The 15,301-nt window shown below is 47.8% G+C and carries 13 protein-coding genes and 1 pseudogene; 8 read left to right on the forward strand and 6 right to left on the reverse strand.

Annotation, left to right across the window (positions count from 1 at the left end):
- Positions 1-1,350 (forward strand): annotated as a pseudogene (locus tag Q0R35_RS11445) (MFS transporter); the annotation flags it as partial.
- A gap of 283 nt (positions 1,351-1,633) precedes the next feature.
- Here the strand turns inward: Q0R35_RS11445 and Q0R35_RS11450 are convergent.
- Together Q0R35_RS11450 and Q0R35_RS11455 are read right to left on the reverse strand one after the other, a co-directional pair.
- Positions 1,634-2,068 carry a hypothetical protein gene (locus Q0R35_RS11450; RefSeq protein WP_295617871.1) on the reverse strand — a complete coding sequence of 145 codons (435 nt, stop codon included), beginning with the start codon at positions 2,066-2,068 and terminating at the stop codon, positions 1,634-1,636.
- Positions 2,069-2,104: 36 nt separating this feature from the next.
- Complete coding sequence (locus tag Q0R35_RS11455) at positions 2,105-3,112, reverse strand: Gfo/Idh/MocA family oxidoreductase (protein WP_295617874.1); 1,008 nt, start codon at positions 3,110-3,112, stop codon at positions 2,105-2,107.
- 405 nt (positions 3,113-3,517) lie between these two features.
- On the opposite strand from Q0R35_RS11455, the gene Q0R35_RS11460 reads away from it, so the two are divergent.
- The 3 genes from Q0R35_RS11460 (at position 3,518) to Q0R35_RS11470 (ending at position 4,884) form a co-directional block, all read left to right on the forward strand.
- Positions 3,518-3,817, forward strand: a complete 300-nt coding sequence (locus tag Q0R35_RS11460) for a ferredoxin (RefSeq protein ID WP_295617877.1) — start codon at positions 3,518-3,520, stop codon at positions 3,815-3,817.
- Positions 3,818-3,969: 152 nt separating this feature from the next.
- Positions 3,970-4,599, forward strand: coding sequence for a Uma2 family endonuclease (locus Q0R35_RS11465; RefSeq protein ID WP_295617880.1), 630 nt, complete (start codon positions 3,970-3,972; stop codon positions 4,597-4,599).
- A gap of 84 nt (positions 4,600-4,683) precedes the next feature.
- Positions 4,684-4,884, forward strand: a complete 201-nt coding sequence (locus Q0R35_RS11470; RefSeq protein WP_295617883.1) for a hypothetical protein — start codon at positions 4,684-4,686, stop codon at positions 4,882-4,884.
- On the opposite strand, the gene Q0R35_RS11475 is transcribed toward Q0R35_RS11470, so the two are convergent.
- The 3 genes from Q0R35_RS11475 to Q0R35_RS11485 all read right to left on the reverse strand — a co-directional run bounded on the left by Q0R35_RS11475 (position 4,872) and on the right by Q0R35_RS11485 (position 6,327).
- Positions 4,872-5,120 carry a type II toxin-antitoxin system ParD family antitoxin gene (locus tag Q0R35_RS11475; RefSeq protein ID WP_295617886.1) on the reverse strand — a complete coding sequence of 83 codons (249 nt, stop codon included), beginning with the start codon at positions 5,118-5,120 and terminating at the stop codon, positions 4,872-4,874. The two genes, Q0R35_RS11470 and Q0R35_RS11475, sit on opposite strands and share 13 nt — an antisense overlap.
- A gap of 68 nt (positions 5,121-5,188) precedes the next feature.
- A complete protein-coding gene (locus Q0R35_RS11480) occupies positions 5,189-5,737 on the reverse strand; it encodes a hypothetical protein (RefSeq protein ID WP_295617889.1) in 549 nt (182 codons plus the stop codon).
- Positions 5,734-6,327: a phycobiliprotein lyase gene (locus Q0R35_RS11485; protein WP_295617906.1), complete on the reverse strand. Its 594-nt coding sequence runs from the start codon at positions 6,325-6,327 to the stop codon at positions 5,734-5,736. Before Q0R35_RS11485 ends, Q0R35_RS11480 begins: the two co-directional genes overlap by 4 nt.
- 256 nt (positions 6,328-6,583) lie before the next feature.
- Between Q0R35_RS11485 and Q0R35_RS11490 the strand changes: the two genes are divergently transcribed.
- Together Q0R35_RS11490 and Q0R35_RS11495 are read left to right on the forward strand one after the other, a co-directional pair.
- Positions 6,584-7,399: a tetratricopeptide repeat protein gene (locus Q0R35_RS11490; protein ID WP_295617892.1), complete on the forward strand. Its 816-nt coding sequence runs from the start codon at positions 6,584-6,586 to the stop codon at positions 7,397-7,399.
- A 294-nt stretch (positions 7,400-7,693) separates the two neighbouring features.
- Complete coding sequence (locus Q0R35_RS11495) at positions 7,694-10,255, forward strand: DNA topoisomerase (ATP-hydrolyzing) subunit A (protein WP_295617894.1); 2,562 nt, start codon at positions 7,694-7,696, stop codon at positions 10,253-10,255.
- A gap of 321 nt (positions 10,256-10,576) precedes the next feature.
- Here the strand turns inward: Q0R35_RS11495 and Q0R35_RS11500 are convergent, their stop codons facing one another.
- Entirely contained in the window at positions 10,577-10,783 is a 207-nt protein-coding gene (locus Q0R35_RS11500; protein ID WP_295617897.1) for a hypothetical protein, read from the reverse strand.
- Positions 10,784-10,950: 167 nt separating this feature from the next.
- Here Q0R35_RS11500 and purL point away from each other — a divergent pair, with 167 nt between their 5' ends.
- The gene (gene purL / locus Q0R35_RS11505) at positions 10,951-14,760 is read left to right on the forward strand and encodes a phosphoribosylformylglycinamidine synthase subunit PurL (protein WP_295617900.1); all 3,810 of its coding nucleotides are present in this window, start codon (positions 10,951-10,953) and stop codon (positions 14,758-14,760) included.
- A gap of 89 nt (positions 14,761-14,849) precedes the next feature.
- The gene (locus tag Q0R35_RS11510) at positions 14,850-15,236 is read left to right on the forward strand and encodes a hypothetical protein (protein WP_295617903.1); all 387 of its coding nucleotides are present in this window, start codon (positions 14,850-14,852) and stop codon (positions 15,234-15,236) included.
- The last annotated feature ends 65 nt before the right edge of the window (positions 15,237-15,301 follow it).

Consider the following 15,301-nt stretch of genomic DNA (forward strand, 5'->3'; position numbering starts at 1 on the left):
CCAGATCTTCAAGCTCAAGCTCAAGAGCTACGCGGTAAAGTCGCAGCTTATCTGCGCGACACCAATAAAGAAGAACTCAACCCCGACGGGATTGGGCGCGATCTGCAAGTATTATTTGAAGATCCCAAAGCCGGAATCGATGCCCTCAAAGATCGGCTTTCGCAATTCGATCGCGATACCTTAGTACAGCTCCTGAGCCAGCGTCAAGACCTCGATGAAGGGCAGATAAACCAAATTATCGATAAAATCGAATCGGTCAGAACTAGTGTCTTAGCAGCCCCCGCACAAGTCACGGAGCAAGCTAAAGCTCAGTACGAAAAAACCACTGCGGCGATCGATAAATACCTCCGAGACACCAACCTCGCCGAACTCGATCCCGACGGCATTAAGCGCGATCTTCAAACCCTGCTCGATGACCCCAAAGCCGGAGCTGGCGCGCTCCGCGAACGTTTGGCTCAAGTCGATCGCGAGACGTTGGTAAAACTCCTCACCCAGCAGGGCAACCTGACTGAAGAGCAAGTAAATAATACAGTCGATCGGTTGCAGTCGGCAATTACCTCGATCGTCAAAGCACCGCGTCGCCTCGCCAATCGCGCCCAAAAGCAAGTTGTAGATTTTGAAGCCAATCTCGAAAGCTATCTACGAAATACCAATAAGGACGAACTCAATCCCGACGGCATTAAACGCGACTTACAGCTACTGCTTAAAGATCCTACCGCCGGATTTAGCAGCTTAGGCGATCGCGTCAGTCATTTCGATCGCGACACCTTTGTCTCGCTGCTCTCGCAACGCGAAGATATTAGCGAACAAGAAGCCAACGAAATTGCCGATCGGGTAGAATCGACCTATAAGTCGCTCACCGAGCAACTTCAGAAAATTCAACAAACCTTGCAATCGTCACTCGATAGCCTGTTTGGTAAAGTTCGCGATTACCTCAACGCCCTAGAACGTCCCGAACTTAACTACGAAGGCATTCAAGCCGACTTTAGCAAGCTATTTGACGATCCGCAAGCCGGACTCGAAGCCCTTGGCGATCGCGTTAGTAACTTCGATCGCGACACCTTAGTCGCCCTAATCAGTTCCCGCGAAGATATCTCCGAAGCCGATGCCAATCGGATTATCGACAAAATTGAAGCCACCCGCGATAGCGTGCTTTCCCGCGCCAACCAGGTACAAGCCGAGGTCAAAAAACGCTATAAAGCCGTCCAAAAACAAGCCCGCGAACAAGCGATCGAAACCCAGAAAGTCGCAGCAGGCGCAGCTTGGTGGCTGTTTGGTACGGCAATAAGTTCGTTAGCTGCTTCCGCAGCCGCAGGTATTATCGCGGTGCGAGGATTTGGCATACTCTAACACTATCGATCGAGTTCATTAGCTCTTAACAACGTCTTCAATTGTGAATATTGAGGACGTTGTTTTGATTTGTAAATAAGTAATACTTAATAAGTTAGACATCCTGTTAGGATCTCAGGGCTATTTCATGCTCCAATCATTGAACCCAAGTTAGGTTCTGTAGGGGTAGGTTTATGCAAGTATGCATCGATGCTAACAAATAACCGATCGGCAAAACCTACCCTCATCACTAAAATTCCAGCATTAAATAGCCCTGGTTAGAAGCTATACCAACAATCGAGTTTTATTTAGCAGCCTGCAAGAAATCAGCTTGAACCACGATCGATAGACAGACAACGACAATTACAATCATGCCGAGGAGAAAGATGCTATTGGCAATATTCCCGATTTTTCGTACATTGCGACTACTATTCGTGGTAACTCTAATTAACCAGTAAGCTATGAGAGCTGCCAATAAAAAAATTAAGGAATCGATCGCGAGTAAATCATCGATAAATGTGCCACTCTGCTGGATATCTTCATCAACTTGCATAATCGAAACACCTGTTAGACAAACGCCAACCATCATCACCGATATTTCTGAGATATGAAGGTAAATATCCCGCTCGAACATCCGGTGGTAAAGCTCGTCTAACGTGCCTAAATTACTGTTTTTTGCTGTATCGGTATCTGATGTATCTTTAGCAGCCTTTAATATTTTGCCAGTAATCTTTCTCATCTTAATTTATCATCCACTAGGGTAGTACTGGGATCGTCAACTATCGATAACTACCATCCGGCGAGTTTCAGCCGAGATCCGCGCGGCATCAGCAACGCGAAGAGTCGCTACACTAGCCGCTAGAGTAACATAATTTGGCTTACCGTCGATGAGATGGTCGAGGACTAGTTCTAGATCTCTGGCAAATAAACCCTTCCGCGCACCCAAATCTAAAGGAGTAGAAATGCCATCTTGAATAAATACCCCTTCATCACCATCGAATATCAACGCGCCATCTGCCCCATGTACTTCAAACTTGCGAGCATTTTGCCATAAGCCTTCCCCCTTACCATAGATAACTTCGCCGATCGCGTTAGTATTTTTAAAGCGGAATTGCGCCGTACACAGGCAAGTTTTGTAATAGTCGCCCACACCGCCCCAGTATTGATTCTGGCAATTAATACTGTCGATCGCGCCAAACAAATCCACAAACCGATGCAGTCGAGATAGAGCCGCAACCAGGGGAAATCCGAACTCAGTGCGATTGAAAGTCCATTTTTCCGCGATCGGGCGTTGACAGACGATCGTGCTGTAGCGGGCATAATGCACCTCACCCAGCCGATCCAACCATTCCTTCATTGTCTGATGGAGTCCGCCCAAGAGTTCGATATGCTCGACATGCAGCAAGACTTTTTTAGCTGCTGCTAATTTGACTATTTCGGTAGCTTCCGTAAAATCGATTGCTAGTGGATATTCAACAATTGTATGCTTTTCTGCGGCGATCGCGGCTTTGACGATCGCGCCGTGGTTGCCATTAATTGTCGCCACCAGTACTAAATCGATATCTGGCATCGCTACTAAGGTTTGCCAATCGTCGAGTGGTACGATATCGAAACTCTGAGCAAATTCCCGCGTGCGTTCTGGGTTGCGCCCTGCGACGGCGACTAGTTGCGTGCGGCTCTCCGTACTCAGGCACTGGGCGCGGACTTTTGCCGCGAATCCAGTACCGACAATCCCCACTCGAATCGGGAGATTAATTTCTCCATAACTAGTAACTTTAGACATAAGATTTTATTATATTGTCGAGCGAACGAATTAGCGATCGAGCCAAATGCTGGGAAGTATTATAACCCCTGTCCCAGCATACCATTCAATCTTTTTGGCGATGATTTTTATGACGGTCGCACATTCGCAATTTAGGGTTACAGCCGATCGTCAAGCTGTTATCTATCGCCGAGATATAAGTAATCAGGATGAATTTCGGCAATTTGATTACGAATACCATTCGACTTTAGCAGGACTTATGGATACAGATGGTGAGGTTTTCCCTTAGTATTCAATTAGAGCTAAAAACTACTCCGATTAGTTAGGCAATCTTACTAACCGCTGACAGTTCGCAAATCTAGGCTGGCAATTGCCTGAAGACCACCAAATTTGCCCATATCCGCAATAGAGAGGAATCAATCCAACATGGCAACTTTTAAAGTTACTTTAATCAACGAAGCTGAAAATCTAAACACAACTATCGATGTTGCTGATGACACCTATATCTTAGATGCAGCCGAAGAGCAAGGCATCGATCTTCCTTATTCTTGCCGCGCAGGTGCATGTTCTACCTGTGCTGGTAAAATCACTGCTGGAGAAATCGACCAATCCGACCAATCTTTCTTAGATGACGACCAAATCGAAGCAGGTTATGTTTTGACTTGCGTAGCTTATCCTAAGTCCAACTGTACCATCATGACTCACCAAGAAGAACAACTCTACTAAGAGCCAGTCTCAATCTAGAGTCGATAGTTTAGGAGTGTGGAATTGAGTTAATTCCTCGCTCCTATCTTTTTTTGTGGCAAAATATCGACATTCAAGCCAAATGATATAATCGAGATGACAGAACCTAGCTCTCGCGACCGTTTGGAGGTTTTATGACAATTGCCACTACACCTACGCTCAATACTCAGCCCTTGCTACTCGATGTTAGCAATACCAAGCTAACCATTACACCAGCGCAATTCGACAGGCTGTGTATCGACAACCCCGACTTACGCCTAGAATTAACCCCGAATTTAGAATTGATTGTCATGGCTCCAACAGGTGGCGAAAGCGGGAAAAGAAACTCCAAGCTAAATCTGCGGATTGGCGTTTGGAACGAGCAAACTGAATTGGGTGAAGTATTTGACTCATCAACTGGCTATGATTTCACCGCACTTGGAGGTGGCAAACCATCGCCTGACGTTTCTTGGATTGAGAAGTCCCGCCTAGAAGGAGTAAATATCGTCGGGTTGATTCCGGTGGTACCCGATTTTGTTGTCGAACTACGTTCTGCGACAGATAGCCTCAGCGAGACTCAAACCAAGATGAGAGAATATCAAAGATTGGGAGTCAGACTAGGCTTGCTTATTAATCCTCAAGGTAAAAAAGTAGAAATCTATAGACTGGGAAAAGAAGTAGAAATACTAGAATCGCCTAGCTCGTTGGTCGAAGACCTGCCTTTGGCAATCGATTGTAGTGAAGTCATGCCAGGTTTCGTGCTGAGTATGGAAAGGATTTGGTAAAAAAGGTGTCACAAATGCAAAGTATCCAATGAGTAGGTAAAGGATGAGATAGTTTGGGAATCCTTTGACGGGATATTGACGCACTTGTTGGACTTCTGGGTTTGTAAAACCGCTAAATCTGCCGATGCCAGGGATTTTGGCAATGAGTTGAAAGGTGGCTTCGGCAGCATAAATGAAGCGATCTCCTGCGTCCAAATTGTCGGTGCTGATATAGGTAGAAATGTCAATGAGGTCTTGAATAACGATCGGGCGTTTGCTCAGTTGTGTCACGATTATTTGCCCTGACTGAGCTTGTTGCGAACGGTAGCGCGGATGTGCGCCCAATCTTCTGGGGTCATGGGGGTAGAAGATCCCGATCTAACACCTTCAAGAGCAAGAGTTTCTAGATGAGCTTGGCAATCTCGATCTGCTTGAATTAGGGCTTGGATGTAGTCGCTAGGAGTTGAGTAGTGACCAGATGTGATTTGGGCTTGAAGGTAGGTATCGAGGTTGTCGGGGAGGGTAATGGGGAGGGTATTCATGGTGGTTTAAAAATTGTGAATCGCTAGAAATTAGCAAGTAGTTGACATCAATTTCGCAGAGCTTACTCCTAACCTTCACCCCGCCACCAAGATAGAGGATCGATCGCAGGTACATAAGGCGGCCAACAATAGATGCTACGATCGTCTACGCATGATGATGATGGTTGGGCAAAGCCTAATCCTAAGCATAAATGACCGAGTACATCAGCATAAGCGCGATCGTGTCCGGGATAGCCGACATGGGCGTGAGCGTATTCATGGGCGATTAGAGCCAGCCAATCGGCTGGTGCAACTCGCCCTAAATCGACCAAAATAGTTGTCGGATTGGTGTGAATATTGCAAAAGCCATCTAGTTGCAGCGATGGCGCAAATGGTACTGCCAAAAGCTGGATCGATCGCCGCTCGATCGGATTAAAACACCCATGACAGGCATTAAGATGGACTTGGAGCGATCGATTGACACCTTCAATTTGCAAACCGATCCAAGTACAAATTGAAATTCGATCGCGCACATTCTCCATCACATCTACCATCTGCGGATTTGGTAGCAGAAATTGAATTTTTTCGAGGTAGGTAACACCATTACGGTATGCTAGGCTGCGATCGGATTCAATCACCAGCCCAGGGGCGAAAGAATGAGCTGAGGATCGATATTCGCAGCTTCGACAACTGGTTCGCTACTCGCGTCTAATACCCGCGTTTCCGTACAAAATGTCGCTGTACTAAATCCACCCATCCGCTTGACAGTACTGCTTCGCACGCGGACATTCGGGCTGGGGAACCAGAACCGCTCGATCGAACTCATGATGTCATACTCAGTTACTAGCACCAAACCACCATCGTTATCCATGTGGTATTGTCCGGCTACCGAGACAATTTCAGCATACCCGCGATCGCGCAATAGTTGACCGCTACGGGGTTTCTCAGCATCGGGAATCAGCGCAAATACCGTCTTACCTTCATGGTTTTCGCCCTCTTGGTCCCAGCCCATTGAAGCCGCCCAAGTCACGCAGCAGCCGCCAACAGCTAGGCTAGGATCGACTTGATGCGATTCGCACAACGCAATAATTTCTGGATCTTCAGCCGCTAATGCCTTGACTTCGATCTCTGATTCGCCCATCTCCGATCTTCTAAATGCCAGGTGATGCGTAGTCCGTTTCGATCTCCATCTACCAGCACTATGCTGGAAAAACTCCATTACGTCCATCATGTGGGGATTTCTTTTAGTAACTCAGTCTTAATTTTAGCAAGCAGGGGATAAGAGTGGGGAGACAGAATTAAGAAGTCAGGACTTCCTAATCCGATCGATAACTGAACAATTGTCTCAGAGGCTGTAAAATCTGTCTTATGATGAGATCGGCGATCGATCCGATTGCCAACTTATTTATTTTCGACTATCTACCTAGACCTAATTTATTGTGCTTAAACGGATCTATCCCCTTTTCCTGACGGTTTGCCTGGGTATGGCAAGCGTAGCAACAGTCGCTCATAGTCAAGCTTTGGTGCCATATACCCCCACACAAGATGCCAAATCGCTAGAAAATACCAGCAAAACTTTACTCAGACAAGCCGCCGGATTAGTACAATTCCAGCAGTACGAGCAAGCAATTCCGCGCGTAGCATTGGCAACCCAATTAGCTCCAAAAAATCATGAAGCTTGGTTATTTTTGGGTACCTTATACGTCCAAACTCAAAAATACGAAAAAAGTATCGAAGCTCTGCAACAGGCCATCGCCATTAAGCCCCAAGATCCAGATACACTCTTTATGCTAGGCTCGGCATACTTCCAGAAAGGCGACAATCAAAAAGCGATCGATACCATCCAATCTGGACTAAAAATTAAACCAGATAATAATAGCGCGCTGTTCGATCTGGGTAATGCTTATTACAAATCGAGCAAGTATCCCGACGCACTCGCTCAATACCAAAAAGCCGTTAAAAAAGATCCTAAGTTTTGGCCAGCAATCAATAACATCGGCTTAGTCAACTATGAAACTGGCGATATTAGTGGCGCGATTCAAAATTGGCAACGGGCGATCGCCATCGACCCCAAAGCCGCAGAACCGATGCTAGCTATGGCTGTCGCGCTTTTTGTCCAAGGTAAGCAAGCCGAAGCTTTTACCGCCGCCGAAAAAGCGATCGTCCTCGATAGTCGCTATGCCAATATTCAATACCTCAAAGATAACTTATGGGGTGATAAACTGCTCAATGACACCCGCAAACTGATTCAGACTCCTAGAGTTAGAGATTTTATTACTAAGGCTCCGAGTAAGGGCTAAGAGATGGGAGATGGGAGATGGGAGGTCGGAGATGGGAGTTGGGAGTTGGGACAATCTGTTTTAGGTTTTAGGTTTTTAAGATCGATAGAGGAACGCTAGCGTTCTAATCTCTAACCTTTACCTCCTCTCCGCTCTCCCATCTCCCAACTCCGCTCTCCCATCTCCCAACTCCGACCTCCGATCTCCCATCTCCCTTAGTAATTGTGTATTATTATTTTGCAGTCTGGTCAGATTGCGATCGGTTTGTGGCAGACTGAGATTAACTTAAAGCGATCGACATAGGCATTTGAACTCATGGTAAAACAGCTAGATCTGCTAGGTACAGATAAAATTATTCCGATCGATCTGCCATCAGAGATGCAGCGATCGTACCTAGAATACGCCATGAGTGTAATCGTAGGGCGGGCTTTGCCCGATGTCCGCGATGGACTCAAACCAGTGCATCGGCGGATTATTTACGCGATGCACGAACTGGGATTGACACCCGACCGACCGTATCGCAAATGCGCTCGTGTTGTGGGAGATGTGTTGGGTAAATATCACCCCCACGGCGACCAATCGGTCTATGATGCCTTGGTCAGGCTCGTGCAGGACTTTTCGACCCGTTATCCGCTCTTGGGCGGACACGGCAATTTTGGCTCGGTCGATAACGATCCGCCAGCGGCGATGCGGTATACAGAGACGCGACTGGCTCCGATTAGTCACGAGGCTTTATTGGGCGAAATTAGTAGCTCGATTGTCGATTTTACGGGGAATTTTGATAACTCCCAGCAAGAACCGACGGTGCTACCCGCCCAATTACCGATTCTGCTAGTCAATGGCTGTGGCGGGATTGCCGTGGGGATGGCGACAAATATTCCCCCGCATAATCTGGGCGAAATTATCGATGGTGCGATTGCCCTAATCGATAAACCCGATCTTCCCGATGCCAAATTATGGGACTTAATCCCTGGCCCTGATTTTCCCACAGGTGGGGAAATTATGGGCATTGAAGGTATCCATGATGCGTATCGGACTGGGAGAGGGATTATTACCGTGCGCGGGGTTTCGCATGTGGAAGTTGCCAGCGTTCAGGCTAAAGTTACTAAATCTAAAAAACGTCGCGATTCGCTGATTGTTACCGAATTGCCCTTTCAGGTAAATAAAGCCGCCTGGATTGAGAAAGTTGCCGAGCTGGTTAATGCTGGTAAAGTGGATGGTATTGCTGACTTACGCGATGAAAGCGATCGCGATGGGATGCGGGTAGTTATCGAGATCAAGCGTGATAGCGAACCGAACCACGTTCTCGACCAACTGTATCGACAAACTGCCCTTCAGGGCAACTTTGGCGCAATTATGCTGGCAATTGTCGAGGGACAACCCAGACAGTTGAGTCTCAGACAACTGCTCGAAGAGTTTCTTAAATTCCGAGAAGTTACCCTGCTCCGTCAGTATGGGAACGAACTCGAACAAGCCCAAAAACGGGTACATACTCTATCGGGGTTGCTAATTGCCTTAAATAATCTCGATGCGGTAATTACTATCCTTCGCAATGCGCCGGATGGTACAACTGCTAAGGCAATTTTTCAGACCGAATTAGATCTGAGCGACGTGCAAGCCGATGCAATTTTAGCGATGCCCATGCGACGCTTAACCGGGATGGAAAAGCAAAATCTTCAGGCAGAATTTCAAGAGCTGAATAATAAAATTGCCAGCTTAAATACACTCTTGCAAGATCGCAGCGAACTGCTAAAATCGCTTAAAAAAGATCTGCGATCGCTCAAGCGTAAATTTACCGATCCGCGTCGGACAAAAATTACTAAGTTAACTCCACCAAAACTCGATCGTGCCACAACAGTTCGATCGGTTGCAACTAAAACCAAAGCCGATAAAACTGCCCCAGCAGAAGAAAAGCTGACAGCTAAAGAGCTGCGAAATCGGGTACTTCCTGCCACTCAGCTTCAAATAATTGAAGCCGAACCCAGTCAGCCAACTACGGTAGAAATTACTCACGAAGGTTATATTAGAAGACTTGGCAAAACAGGTACAAAACTCAAACCCAACAGTCAAGACTTTATTACCAAAACCTATCAAACTTACACCGAAGCAGAACTAGTATTAGTCACCACCGACGGCAAAGCCTACCCGCTAAAAATTCGCGATATTCCGCCGACTCTGGGTAACGATCGCGGTACGATTCTTGCAAGTCTAATTCCCGCACTTCAAGAAACAGCAGAACGGGTAATTTACACCCTCCCCACCCCCGATGAAACCCCCGACGATCTCCAGCAATTGCTCCTGCTGACCGCTCAAGGTAAAATCAAACGGGTTCTGCTCCAAGAACTCAGCGGACTCACCAATCGCGGTACCACCCTGATCAAACTGCGGGAAGAAGACAAACTCCATACCATTACCCCCCTCACCAATCAACGCGAAATTATTATTGCCACCTCTGGTGCGCGAATACTGCGGCTGGCTCTGGCTTCCGAACAAATCCCCCTGATGGGTAGAGTATCCCAAGGTATTCAAGCTCTCAAAGTCGGTAATAGAGAAAGCATCATCGGCTGCATTCCCGCCAATAACACCGATGAAATCGTGCTGATCTCCCGTCATGGCTACGCCAAACGCATCCCCATTACCGCCATCCGGATCGTCCAAACTGGAAACATGGGCACCCATGCAATGCAATTTGCCACCAAAACCGATTGTCTAGTTCGACTAATGCTGCCGAATGAAACCACCCATCTCGATTTGGTGACTACCACCCACCGTCACGAGCTGTTCCCGATTGCTAACATTACATCTCACGGCAAAGACGGCATCGGTAACAAAATTATTAACCTCGATCGAAATGAAGAACTGATGTATGTAAATTAGACTGAGTTTCTCCTGGCTCTAGAGGCTCCACCAAATCAATTTTCCCTATCCCGAACTCTTATAGCCGCCGCCATATCGGTTAGGACACAAACCCGACTTTTTGGAAAAGCGGCTCGCGCACGCCTCTGTTTCCCGACGGTTTGCGAAAAGTGCGTTCTTGGGGCGCGAGCTTTGTGGGGGAAGCTTCCCCCACAAACGTCGCTTGTTTCCCCAAGTGAAGCACCTTTTCAAGACAGCGAGACAAGACAGTCGGGTTTGTAGCACGCACTATCTTACTGTCCTAATCGCCTTGGCGGTTGCTATACTTTACGGTACTCATTATTAATCAAAACTGCCCAAATCGCCGATGGTACCGAGATCTAAGCCGCCATCCCCAGAACTTTGCAGTCCTTTCTGCGCTCTAATGAGATCGCGATTGGCTTCGTATTCACGTTCCGCTACTGCCAAAGCTTGTTGTTTAGATTCAGGTAGAATATCGGTAGAAATTGGTTCTCGACAGTTGATACAGTATCCTAATCGGAGTACCAAAATCTGTGTTTCGCAGTTGTGACACCAATACGCCATAGTTCTAGCCCTAACTCATCGAAAAATTGCTCTAGATTATAATACCCAACAGATCGGGAAATTACCGATCGCTCAAAACACCCTCTATCTCCTTACTTTTTACTTCTTACTCCTTACTCCTTACTCCTTGCATGACACCTTCCCCCTTCACCTCAGCCGAAATCGCCGCTCAAGGTATCAAACCTAACGAATACGAGGAAATTGTCAAAAGACTTAACAGACACCCCAACAAAGCCGAATTAGGCATGTTTGGGGTGATGTGGTCGGAGCATTGCTGCTATAAAAATTCGCGCCCATTGCTCAAACAATTTCCGACTACAGGCGATCGCATTTTGGTCGGGCCGGGTGAAAATGCGGGTGTAATCGATTTGGGCGATGGACTTCAGCTTGCATTTAAAATCGAATCTCACAACCATCCTTCGGCGGTCGAGCCATTCCAAGGGGCGGCGACGGGCGTGGGCGGCATTCTCCGCGATATTTTTACAATGGGCGCACGTCCGATCGCAATTCTCAATTCGCTGCGATTTGGCGACCTAAAAGATGCTAAAACCCGCCGCTTATTTACAGGTGTCGTCGCGGGAATATCTCATTATGGAAACTGTTTAATCGGCTCCGAAACCTTTACCTGGAAAGACGATTGCGGTATTCACATCGATACGATCGGGAATTTTGTCAATACCCATCTTCCGCCGAATGTCCATACCCACGAACTCCCGCCAGGAATTGAAACCCTCTCGCTCGATCCTAAAACCAATCGAACTTGCTGGCAACCCGTGGCGCGGATTTTCAAACGTCAAACAAATACCCTCGTCAATATTCGCACCTCACTGGGGCGCAGCATTACAGTTACTCCCGATCACCCAATGTTACGGGTAGAAGCCGAGAATAAAGTGCGAATTCGCTACGCTCAAACCCTGCGCGTTGGCGACAATCTCCCCGTACTCCAGAAACTCCCCGAAAGTGCTGCCCAGACTCAATCGATCGATCTAATTGCCACGATCGATCCTCAACTACATGCCAATCTAGATTTACTTGTCAAACTGCCAGACACTTGGCAGCCCACCGATCTGATCCGCACTACGCTCGAATTATTTGAACCCTCGATTCAAAAACGCAACCACTACTTCAGTACCAAAACTTTACCACTCGATCGGTTCCTAAATCTAGAACAACTGCTAGGACTCGATCGCGCGTTGAATTTCTCCCGTGCGGATCTCCAAATCGGGCAACATGGCAAGGATGACTGGTTACCTGCGATCGTGCAGCCAAATGCCGCTTTCGCTCGGTTACTCGGTTACTATCTTGCCACGGGGATAGTATCGCCATCTGGAAACATTTATCGAATTTTCTTTAACTTCAGCCATCAGGAAGCCGCCGCCGCAGAGGATACGATCGAAATCCTGCAAGAATTAGGACTCGAAGCTAGTGCCAAACAACGCACATCGGGAATGGCAATTTGCGTTTCGTCCTGGTTGTTAGGTCATTTATTTATCTCTGCCTGGGGTTGTGGCAATGAATCGACACACAAACGGATTCCCGATTTTGTCTGGGAATGGAACTGGCAACTTCAGCAAGAATTACTCAAAGGCTTAATTCGTAACAATCCCACAATTCCCAATCCGAGTTATGGAGCGGGAGCACGCGATAAAATTTTCTGCTCTACTTCCAGCCGTCAATTATTCGATGGCATTATGCTCCTGATCCAAAATCAGGGCATTTTACCCCAAGTGCATCATCGTCCGGCTACTGTAGGCAAAATTAAAGGGCGGGAATTTGACTACGCTGCACTCTGGCAAATTGAAATGCGTCATGACTGGATGCACATTCGTTCCGCGACTCCCGCGCCACAGCAAGAAGCTGGGAATGTCGCCACTAAATGCGTCACCGATACTATGACAACGATGGCGACAGTTAAAATTCATAGCATCGCCGCGCATACTGTCGAAACCTGTGATGTCTATGATGTCGAAGTCGATAATACCCACTTATTTGTCACCAGTGGGGGAATTGTCGCGCATAATTGCGTCGGCGTGCCTACCGTCGGCGGCGAAGTATATTTCGACCCCGCTTACTCTGGCAATCCCCTAGTCAATGCGATGGCGATGGGCTTAATGGAGACAGATACGATCGTTAAATCTGGTGCTGCTGGCATTGGTAATCCCGTCCTCTACGTCGGTTCCACTACCGGGCGCGACGGCATGGGTGGCGCGAGTTTCGCCAGTGCCGAACTCACCGCCGAATCGATCGATAATCGCCCCGCCGTCCAAGTTGGCGACCCCTTCCTCGAAAAATCCCTCATCGAAGCCTGTCTCGAAGCCTTTAAAACGGGCGCAGTCGTCGCCGCCCAAGATATGGGAGCCGCTGGGATTACCTGTTCTTGCTCGGAAATGGCGGCTAAAGGTGGTGTCGGCATTGAATTCGATCTCGACTTAGTACCCGCCCGCGAACCCGGCATGGTGCCTTACGAATACCTCCTATCCGAATCTCAAGAACGGATGTTATTCGTCGCTCATAAAGGACGCGAACAAGAATTAATCGACATCTTCGAGCGGTGGGGACTCCATGCCGTCGTCGCAGGTACCGTAATTGAAGAACCGATCGTGCGAATATTATTCCAAGGATCGATCGCCGCCGAAGTCCCCGCCTCTGCCCTAGCAGATAACACCCCCATTTACGAGCGGGAAGTGATGTCAGAAGCTCCTGCATACGCCCAAACAGCCTGGGCATGGACACCCGATCGGTTACCCCCAGCCACCCGCCAAGGCATCGAAATTAACGGCAAAGCTCACACTTGGAACGACGTGCTGTTGACCCTGTTGGATACACCTTCGATCGCCTCCAAACGCTGGGTCTACCGTCAATACGACCACCAAGTCCAGAATAATACCGTCATGCTTCCCGGTGGAGCCGATGCCGCAATTGTCCGCATTCGCCCCTTAGAGCCGATCCAAGGTCGCCAATCCACGATTAATAACCCCAACCTCGGCGTAGCCGCCACCGTAGACTGCAACCCCCGCTACGTCTATCTCAACCCCTACGAAGGCGCAAAAATGGTTGTCGCCGAAGCCGCCCGCAACCTCAGTTGCGTCGGAGCCGAACCCGTCGCCGTCACCGACAATCTCAACTTCGGCAGCCCCGAAAAACCGATCGGGTATTGGCAACTCGCCAACGCCTGCACGGGTTTATCCGAAGCTTGCAGCGCATTTAGCACCCCCGTCACAGGCGGAAATGTATCACTATACAACGAAACCTTCGATCCTGAAGGCAATCCCGTCCCCATTTACCCCACCCCAGTCGTCGGCATGGTCGGCATCGTAGACGATATTACCAAAGTCTGCGGTCAAGGCTGGCAAAATTCCGGCGATCGGATTTACCTCCTCGGTATCCCCGTCGGCTACTTCCCATTCAAGACTGCTTTACTCAAAACTTATCCCGTAGCAGATGGTTTAGAACTACTAACACTAGGTGCCTCAGAATACCTCGCCACCCTCCATCACACGATCGCCGGACAACCACCCGCCGTTAATTTCGACCTCGAACTCAAAGTCCAAGCAGCATGTCGAGATGGTATCCAACATGGCTGGATTAACTCCGCTCACGACTGTTCCGAAGGTGGTTTAGCTGTCGCCCTAGCTGAATGTGCGATCGCGGGAAACAAAGGCGCAGCAATTCTCCTCGGCGGTATTGTAGACAGGTTCGATACGGCATTATTTGGCGAAGGCGGTGCCCGAATTGTCGTGTCGATCTCCCCCGCACATCAGTCCGAATTTGAGGCTTATTTAGCCCAGCAAGTCGGCGATGCTTGGCAATATCTAGGCACCGTCGGCACCCAAACCGACAGGTTTCAGATGGTTAGTCTCGGCGAACCGATCGTCAATCTCGATCTGACCACAATTACCGATACTTGGGCAAACGCAATCGAGCGTCGTTTGGATGTATAAATAAGCCAGCTCCCCGACTTTTTAAAAAAGTCGGGTTTCTTTCGATTCTATTACTAGGAATAGATTGAAGTGTATAAAACCTATTACAAATGAAAATCGACTGCGAGTGTGGCTATGTGATTTATGATAGCTCAGATTGTATTAGCTATAAAGCCAGCTTTATAGCCGACCTAGATTCCTTCGATTTGTGCGATAAAGTAGAAGAACAAATTAAAAAATTAGTAGTAAATATCGAATATACTGCATCTAATAAAATCGATGTAGATGTATTAATCGAAGATACAATGATAGATCTATCTGAGAACATCATTGACTATTATGGTCGTCGGCCTATCTATCAATGTTCGGGGTGTGGTCGTCTCTTTGTTGATGATAATCAATTTCATACTCATGTTTTCATACCACAAGATGATTCAGTGCCAAAGAATCTGCTGCGATCGATTGAGGGCGATGAGTGGAAATTTAATCCAGATTGATTTATATTTATTTTAATGTTTAACTATTATGACAGAAAGTAGTGAATCTTCAGATCGGCTCGATT

It is taken from the genome of Chamaesiphon sp. GL140_3_metabinner_50 (assembly GCF_025361915.1).
Classification (GTDB): Bacteria; Cyanobacteriota; Cyanobacteriia; order Cyanobacteriales; family Chamaesiphonaceae; genus Chamaesiphon.

Coding starts and splice junctions, on each gene's coding strand:
- Q0R35_RS11450 (WP_295617871.1), bottom strand. CDS start 2,068: ATGAGAAAGATTACTGGCAAAATATTAAAGGCTGCTAAAGATACATCA.
- Q0R35_RS11490 (WP_295617892.1), top strand. CDS start 6,584: ATGGCAAGCGTAGCAACAGTCGCTCATAGTCAAGCTTTGGTGCCATAT.
- Q0R35_RS11455 (WP_295617874.1), bottom strand. CDS start 3,112: ATGTCTAAAGTTACTAGTTATGGAGAAATTAATCTCCCGATTCGAGTG.
- Q0R35_RS11510 (WP_295617903.1), top strand. CDS start 14,850: ATGAAAATCGACTGCGAGTGTGGCTATGTGATTTATGATAGCTCAGAT.
- purL (WP_295617900.1), top strand. CDS start 10,951: ATGACACCTTCCCCCTTCACCTCAGCCGAAATCGCCGCTCAAGGTATC.
- Q0R35_RS11465 (WP_295617880.1), top strand. CDS start 3,970: ATGACAATTGCCACTACACCTACGCTCAATACTCAGCCCTTGCTACTC.
- Q0R35_RS11475 (WP_295617886.1), bottom strand. CDS start 5,120: ATGAATACCCTCCCCATTACCCTCCCCGACAACCTCGATACCTACCTT.
- Q0R35_RS11485 (WP_295617906.1), bottom strand. CDS start 6,327: ATGGACGTAATGGAGTTTTTCCAGCATAGTGCTGGTAGATGGAGATCG.
- Q0R35_RS11460 (WP_295617877.1), top strand. CDS start 3,518: ATGGCAACTTTTAAAGTTACTTTAATCAACGAAGCTGAAAATCTAAAC.
- Q0R35_RS11495 (WP_295617894.1), top strand. CDS start 7,694: ATGGTAAAACAGCTAGATCTGCTAGGTACAGATAAAATTATTCCGATC.